Source organism: Psychrobacter sp. M9-54-1 (assembly GCF_016613355.1).
In the GTDB taxonomy this organism is placed as follows: domain Bacteria; phylum Pseudomonadota; class Gammaproteobacteria; order Pseudomonadales; family Moraxellaceae; genus Psychrobacter; species Psychrobacter faecalis.
The window spans coordinates 20,106-27,813 of record NZ_JADGFW010000041.1 but is presented as its reverse complement, the minus strand read 5'-3'; the positions used below and the strand labels follow the sequence as shown (position 1 = coordinate 27,813).

The 7,708-nt window shown below is 44.4% G+C and carries 5 protein-coding genes; 2 read left to right on the top strand and 3 right to left on the bottom strand.

Going from position 1 to position 7,708, the window contains the following annotated elements; genetic code table 11:
* Positions 1–274: 274 nt before the first annotated feature.
* Both IQ457_RS12890 and IQ457_RS12885 read right to left on the bottom strand, forming a co-directional pair.
* Positions 275–1,393: a lipase secretion chaperone gene (locus IQ457_RS12890; protein WP_200663784.1), complete on the bottom strand. Its 1,119-nt coding sequence runs from the start codon at positions 1,391–1,393 to the stop codon at positions 275–277.
* Between the two features lie 139 nt (positions 1,394–1,532).
* Positions 1,533–2,621, bottom strand: a complete 1,089-nt coding sequence (locus IQ457_RS12885; protein ID WP_200663782.1) for an esterase/lipase family protein — start codon at positions 2,619–2,621, stop codon at positions 1,533–1,535.
* Positions 2,622–2,990: 369 nt separating this feature from the next.
* Here IQ457_RS12885 and map point away from each other — a divergent pair, with 369 nt between their 5' ends.
* Both map and glnD read left to right on the top strand, forming a co-directional pair.
* Entirely contained in the window at positions 2,991–3,782 is a 792-nt protein-coding gene (map, locus tag IQ457_RS12880; RefSeq protein ID WP_373681933.1) for a type I methionyl aminopeptidase, read from the top strand.
* A 146-nt stretch (positions 3,783–3,928) separates the two neighbouring features.
* Positions 3,929–6,655 carry a [protein-PII] uridylyltransferase gene (glnD, locus tag IQ457_RS12875; RefSeq protein ID WP_200663780.1) on the top strand — a complete coding sequence of 909 codons (2,727 nt, stop codon included), beginning with the start codon at positions 3,929–3,931 and terminating at the stop codon, positions 6,653–6,655.
* A gap of 165 nt (positions 6,656–6,820) precedes the next feature.
* Here the strand turns inward: glnD and IQ457_RS12870 are convergent, their stop codons facing one another.
* Complete coding sequence (locus IQ457_RS12870; RefSeq protein WP_200663779.1) at positions 6,821–7,489, bottom strand: hypothetical protein; 669 nt, start codon at positions 7,487–7,489, stop codon at positions 6,821–6,823.
* Positions 7,490–7,708 lie beyond the last annotated feature (219 nt).

The following is a 7,708-nucleotide window of genomic DNA, read 5'->3' as shown; positions in this document are numbered from 1 at the left end:
ATACTTGTTTGCCAATTAGGGACACGCCCTAATGTGCTTTGCTTAATATTTTTTTATCGTTAGTCTAAACAGTGAGGTTATTATGCCCATTTTTCATAAGCCTGTCATGATAGATTGAGTACCAATTACCGCTATATTTGTTCTACTTTATAGCTTTTTTGCTAACATACCTTGTTACAATACCTATTCCCTGTTAGCACTTCAGTTAAAAATACTCTTTAGACCACTGAGTTTGTCATTTCACTCTTAAATATTTTTTATTTTTACCTAAAAATTAATATCGGATTTGATTGGGAGTTGCCGCCTTTTGTTGTTGCAAAGCGGCATAGCCTGCCAAACGTTTGCGTTCCGTCTCATTAAATAATTGCTGCTCAATTTGACTGATTTGAGCTTGCGCTTGCGTTTTATCAGCGCTTTGACTTAATAGCTGCTGTTTTTGTGCTTGATACTGCTTAAAACGCTGATCAAAATGAGCATCTTGTTGATCGACTTGCGCAAGCCTTGCTGCTGCTGGCGCGCCAACCAACTCACGACGCATATTGTATAACTCTTCAGCCGTTGCACTCTTGGCTTGCATCTGCTCTGTACGAGTGATTAACTCCTCCAGATTCGCCTGCTGAGCGATGTTGGCTTTGGTCGCATTATCCGGCATCCGGCTAATATAATCTTGCTTTGCCGCTTCTTTTTGGGCGTCGGACATTTGCTTATCTTGGTTAATTTTTACCATCGCAATACTATAATCGTCATATTCATCTTCTGCGCCAAAAAAGGCGGTGATAGTAGTTTTATCAAAGTGCTGCTGGCGTAATTTGGCGACATCTTGCCGCTGCTGCGCCACCATATTTAAATCCAGCTCGCCATTTTTGGTCGACTGTAGTTGCAGATTGCCATAACGGCTTTCTATAGCAGGAATCGCTTTAAGATAGGCGATATACTGGTCAAATATCTTCATCGCTTGGCTGGCGGCAGGCTCTGGCGTATGACTGCGGATATAACTCTCCACCCGCGCATAAATGACCGCTTCGTCCTCTTCGCCTAGCGCCGATAAAAAGTAATCAAATAAGCGCCGTAGCCCTTCGGTGACGACCAACTGTTTATTTTCATCAATGATAATCTCACCGTCGACCTCCGTTCCTTGCAAAGAGCGCGGTAAATTCTCAAGACCTGTGGTAAATTGAGAAGCGTCTTGCTTGGATAATGTGCCAACATTATTATTAACATTCGCCTCGTCTATGATGCTGGCATTAGCTTGACTATTCAGCGCCGTAGACTCTGTTTGAGAAGAAGGTTTACCAGCATTATCGGGCTTAAACCACCAAATAATCGCCACAACTAAAACGATTATCACGGCGATAATAATGAGCAAAAATGGTGGACGGCGATTATTGGACATAATAAAAATATCTTCTGTAATAACTCGGTTTATACCTACTTTTGCGATAAAAAACAGGGCCAACGATATTGACCCTGTTTTTATATAAACCAGACGCACTCAAGGCAATAGCAGGCTTATGTTATTTTTACGAAGCACTTTATAGATTGGCTTTTTTGAGGCGGTTGACTTGGTCACGGTACAAAGTTTTTGGATCGGGCTGTCCCCATGCGGTTAAACCAAGTACCTGATTGGCCGAATCTAAATGATTCATGCGGTAGTTATCACGAACTACGTAGCCGAGCCGGCTTGAGCAGGCCGATACCAAACCATCATTGGGATCTCCGTCAAACGTTGTTCCGGTCAACGCAAGCATGTAATCACTGGGATCAAGGCCATTGGTTACCTGACCAATACCGCTAAAAGAATAATATTTGATACCGTTGACCTCGGTATTTGCCGGCTGACCACAGTAGCTAGTCGGCATTGCTGCTGGAAATTTAGCATTAAATGTAGCGGCATAATCGGTCGATAATGCTTGGACTGCTTTCCAGCCATCTTGCTGTTGTAAGTCTTTAAAGCTTATACCGGCGCTAATATCCATAAAGCCACCCACAAGCTTAAAGAAGCCCAGTGCAATCTGCGAGCCCACATTAAACTCGCCTTCACCATAACCGTCGTTCGCGCTGCCTTCAACGACTTGTTTGATGACCCAATCGCCCATTTTTGAGCCTTGCTCTGGGCTGGCAATGGCTGTGACTGACGCCACATATTCTGGCGCTACTCCAGCCACATATCGGATATCAATTCCGCCTTGACTATGTCCAAGCAAATTAACTTTGGGACTGCCCGAGATGGCACTGATGGTTTTGACTTGTTGCAGTAGTTGCTCACCGCGAAACTCACTATTATTCACTGAGGAGGTCTTGGTCGTATAGACCTGACTGCCGCCACTCATCAAAGTTTCAGGAATACCATAAAAATAATCTATCAATCCGAAAGCCTTGGTAAACCCGCCAAGACCATGGGCCATAACAATAGGATATTTAGTATCGGTATGCTTGGAAGTCCAAGATTTGCTACTGACCAGTTTGCAACCAGTCGGATTGGCACAATTATAGTATTGACCCGCCGCTTGGGCAGAAGTCGTTTGCATTACCATCATGACAACGCCGACTCCAATAGCACCTAGAGTAGGCAGAAATGCGCTTGGCGTGACTGCCGCGCGAAGATAAGATTTTCGGCTCATAACAACATCCTTGTTATTGTAAAATAAAAGCGTGAAGCCACTTTTATGTGGCTTATCTTTAACGTTTATTTTTTCACGCTTAGCTATTGCATCCTGCAGTAAGCGCTAAAAATCGTTGCCAATTCATTTAGCAAACAAAATTACCATACTTCTATCATCTACAACATTCAACTGTTTTTTGATATATGAGTCATATTTCCATGACTTTATAGTCACGTATCTACATATAGATAAGCTGAAACAGCTAATATCACTATAACGCTAGGGTTGATAAATGTGTACAAAGTTGCTAAGGGTTAGCAGAACAGCGACGCTTGCATTTATGGTATAATTGCCTACCTAAATTCTATAACTATAAGTACGACTATGATGACCAAAAAATCCCTTATCCAATCTCCTGAAGCCATAGAAAAAATGCGCGTGGCTGGTAAACTTGCCAGTGATGTCCTTGTAATGCTCGACGAGCACGTCAAAGTTGGCGTCAGTACCGAAGCATTGAACCAAATCGCTCATGACTATATTGTTAACGTGCAAGACGCGATTCCTGCGCCGCTTAATTATAACGGCTTCCCAAAATCTATCTGTACCTCAGTCAATCATGTGGTTTGTCACGGTATTCCAGCCGACAATAAACTGCTCAAAGATGGCGATATCATCAATATCGATGTCACCGTGATTAAAGACGGCTATTACGGCGATACTTCAAAAATGTGGATTGTCGGCAATGGCTCAATCATGGCGCAGCGTATCTGCAAAGTGGCGCAAGAAGCCCTTTATGCCGGTATGAGTGTGGTCAAAAACGGCGCGCGCTTGGGCGATGTCGGCGCCGCTATTCAAGAAGTAGTCGAGCCTGAGCGCTTTAGTATCGTGCGCGAGTTTTGTGGTCACGGTATCAGTAATGAATTCCATCACGAGCCGCAAGTCATGCACTATGGTAAAAAAGGCACAGGCTTTGAGCTAAAAACCGGTATGACTTTTACCATTGAGCCGATGATTAACCAAGGCACGTGGCAGACCAAGATTTTGCCGGACGAATGGACGGCGATTACTAAAGACCGCAAGCTGTCAGCACAGTGGGAACATACCATGGTGGTGACGGACAATGGCTGTGAAGTCTTTACCACACGCCCCGAAGAAGACTTAAGCTTTTTGACCCAATAATACGTAAAAAGATCGCCTAGGCGGTCTTTTTTTTGCCTGAAAATTCAGGCATATTGGCGGTGCTATTTTTTGTTTTTCAGCGTGATATTTGCATTCACCCATTTTTTTAGCGCCTCTATTTACAACCTCTTAATCGGATACCCTTCATGTTTACTTGCGATGTCGCGACCATTGATTTGACACCTATGCCTCTATTATCAGACCATGGCACTACCACTGATAGCGCGACGTCGTTCAGTATTTCCGAACAGAGTATTGCTGAATGGCTGATTCAAATCAATGACGATATCAGCCGCGAGCTCGAACGCGGCGTCAATATTCGCCAATTGGTAGCAGCTCGTGCTTGCGTCATCGATGAATTACTCATTGCGTTGTTCAAATGGTTTGAGCTTGATAAAACGGACTTAGCCTTATTTGCCACTGGCGGTTATGGGCGCGGTGAGCTGTCGTTATATTCAGATGTCGATATTTTGCTGCTAACGCCAGACGAGATTACGGTTGATAATAAAGAGAAAATCGATAATTTAGTGGCGCTATTATGGGATATTGGACTTGAGCCCGCCCTATCGGTGCGCAGCGTCAGCGAATGCTTGGAAGCGGCGCTCGACCACACCGTTGCCAGTACTTTACTAGAGGCGCGGTTGTTAGTTGGTAATGAAGCACTGCAAAATGCGCCCCATAAAATCGTCAATACCCAATGGTCGCCACGTGATTTTTATGAGGTAAAAATCGCAGAAGCAAAAGCGCGCTATTTGCAGCACAATGCGACTGAATATAACCTTGAGCCTAATATCAAAACAGCACCCGGTGGTCTGCGTGATATTCATATCATTGGTTGGGTGACCAAACGCTACTTTCGCGTCAGTAAGCTTTATGACTTGGTGCAACAAAGCTTTTTGACCGAAAAAGAGTTCGATGAGCTTAACTTTGCCGAAGGTTATTTATGGCAAATCCGTCATTATTTGCATGAGCTGACTGGGCGCAATGAAAACAAGCTGCTGTTTGATTATCAGCGTGAAATTGCGCAAATGATGGGCTATGAGACGCAGCCTGATGACCAACCAAATGCCGCCGTTGAGCGCTTTATGCGCGATTATTATCGCTGTGCGATGCAGATATCGACGCTGTCTGAGATGCTGACCAATCATTATTATGAGACCATTATCGAGCCGCAACTGCCGGATGAAGAACGACCAAAAAAACATCCGATTAACGCTCGTTTTAACCGAGTCGGCGAACAGATTGCAATATCGCATCATCGCGTCTTTGCTCAGCACCCTGAAGCGATTTTAGAAATGTTTTTGCTGATGGGTCAATACGGTATCAAAAACGTCCGTACCCATACCTTGCGTGCGTTAAAAATAGCAGCGCGCGGCATCGATCAAGCGTATAGAGACAACCCGTCGCATCAAGCGCTATTTTTAGCCAATTTAAAAGAGCAAAATTATTTATTTCATCGCTTGCGTACCATGAACCGCTATGGCGTTTTGGGCAGCTATATCCCAGCTTTTGCGCAAGTAACGGGGCTGATGCAGTACGATTTATTCCATCGTTATACCGTTGATGCGCATACGTTATTTTTGATTCGTATTTTGCACCGCTTTACCGATCCGCGCTTTTTTGAGGACTTTCCACTGGTCAGCTCTATCTTTCAGCGTATCGAGCGCAAAGAGATTTTGGTGTTGGCGGCGATGTTTCATGATATTGCCAAAGGCCGCGGCGGCAATCATAGCCAGCTTGGCGAAACAGAAGCGATTGAGTTTTGTCTTGCTCATGGCATGAGTGCTGCGGACGCGCATTTGGTCGGCTGGTTGACGCGCTATCATTTGCTGATGTCGATGACAGCGCAGAAAAAGGATATCTCCGACCCAGAAGTGGTGACGCTATTTGCCGATTTAGTTGGCAACGTCACCCATTTAAACCATCTGTACGTGCTAACGGTCGCCGATATGAATGCCACCAATCCCCAGCTTTGGAACAGCTGGCGCGCAACCTTGATGAAGCAGCTGTATTCACAAACACGGCGTATCCTGCGCGCTGATATTGACGCCCCAACCAACCGCCAAGACATGATTAAAGCCACGCGCAAACAGGCGCTGGCGATGCTTGATAATGTCGATAATCAGCACATGAATCGCGATGAGGTTTTAAGGTTATGGGACGATTTGGGCGATGAGTATTTTTTGCGCGAGATTGCAGAAGATATCTTGTGGCATACCGAAGCCATTTTAAACCATCCGCCCATCGGACGCGCCTCCGATGCCAATAGTCAGCCATTGGTCGTGTTACGTGAGCATCGCGAGCTGGCACTTGATGCGGTGCAAGTGTTTGTTTATACGCAAGATCAGGTCAATTTATTTGCCGTTACCATGGCAGTATTTGACCACATGAATCTTGATGTATTAGATGCTCGCATCATTACCGCAACGCGTGATTTTGCTTTAGATTCCTACGTGCTGCTCGACCGCAGCGGCACGTTATTGGTCGATACAGACAGCCAACAAGAGCTTAAACAGCGCTTAATCGATGCCTTTAAAAATCCGACAGTGCCCAAGCTTACTAATAGAAGAATGCCGCGGCAACTACGACATTTCGATGTCGCTACCACGATTCACTTTGAGTTTAATGAAGCCTCAAATCAGCATATTATGAGCTTAGAGACGCTTGATCAACCAGGCTTACTTGCCCGCGTTGGTCAGGTGTTTTTACAACAACAAATTGAAGTACATGCCGCCCGTATTACCACGTTAGGCGAGCGCGCAGAAGATATGTTTTATATCAGCGATCAAAACGATCAGGCATTGTCGGCGGATAAACTTGAGACATTGAAGGCGGCATTGATAGCAAGCCTGAGCATTCGTAACGATGGTTAATTGCTATATAGCTGCTTATGTTAGAAGTTAATCGTTAGAAGCTAAATTATAAATACGAAAAACGCTTTATCGTTAACCTTCAACGATAAAGCGTTTTTTTAAGACAAAATATCAACGATAGCTTTTGACCAAATATTTATAAGCTACTTATATTAAACGCATACTTTATATGACACTTTTATAGACCATCTCGCTTGCCATTTCTTTAAGCTCCTCATCGGCAAGCTCCAACGGCAAAATCTCTGCTTCTACCTGCTGCTGCCCCAGCATCAAACGCCCAGCTTCTACCTCTCTTTGTAGCAGACGATGCAAACTGGCCAAATGAAATTCGCCGTCGTAGTATTCAAAGATTTGCTGTAAGGAAATCGGGGCTTTGGCATGCACATCATTATAAAGCGTGTCAGCGGCCAAAATGGTCATCTCGTTAAGCGCTTCTTCACGTAAGACATCGACTTGATTGATATTATTTTGTAAATGCGTGGCCATACGGCCCTTAAAACCCAACATGACGATAAAAATCAGCGTCTGTATCACAAACAAACCCATGTACTGCCATAAAGGCAATGAGATGTTTGACAGTTTGCTCAGGAGCATAAGCACCATCGCAACCACCACATAGCTGACCAATTGCCAGAGCAGCCACATCATAAAGCTGTTATCGCCAAACCAAAACATCTGCCGCTCTTTTAACAGCGTCAACTGCTGCCGCGCCTGCCACCAATTGTGCTCGCGCTGTTTTAGTTGCTCGTATAGCTCAACACGCTGGCTACCCTCAAATTGTTGCACATTGATATCTTTAGCGCCACGCTCATCGGTTTTTAAAACACTAGACATATCAAGTTTCCTTAAATAATCTGACGTTTTTACGGACAGTTATTTTCTGCTTGGTTAACAAATGACGCTATTTTAATTTTATCTATACTTAATCGCATGATTAAAATTGGCCAATCTCAATAGGGGTTACCGTCTAAAAAACAAGCGCTATGCAAGGTTATTCACCGTATAAATTGCGCAAAACGCTGGTTTTACATTGACAATAAACCGTCTGAGAAG

Excerpts from the sequence above, each read along its gene's own strand:
- IQ457_RS12890 (WP_200663784.1), bottom strand. The coding sequence starts at position 1,393 with ATGTCCAATAATCGCCGTCCACCATTTTTGCTCATTATTATCGCCGTG.
- IQ457_RS12885 (WP_200663782.1), bottom strand. The coding sequence starts at position 2,621 with ATGAGCCGAAAATCTTATCTTCGCGCGGCAGTCACGCCAAGCGCATTT.
- map (WP_373681933.1), top strand. The coding sequence starts at position 2,991 with ATGACCAAAAAATCCCTTATCCAATCTCCTGAAGCCATAGAAAAAATG.
- glnD (WP_200663780.1), top strand. The coding sequence starts at position 3,929 with ATGTTTACTTGCGATGTCGCGACCATTGATTTGACACCTATGCCTCTA.
- IQ457_RS12870 (WP_200663779.1), bottom strand. The coding sequence starts at position 7,489 with ATGTCTAGTGTTTTAAAAACCGATGAGCGTGGCGCTAAAGATATCAAT.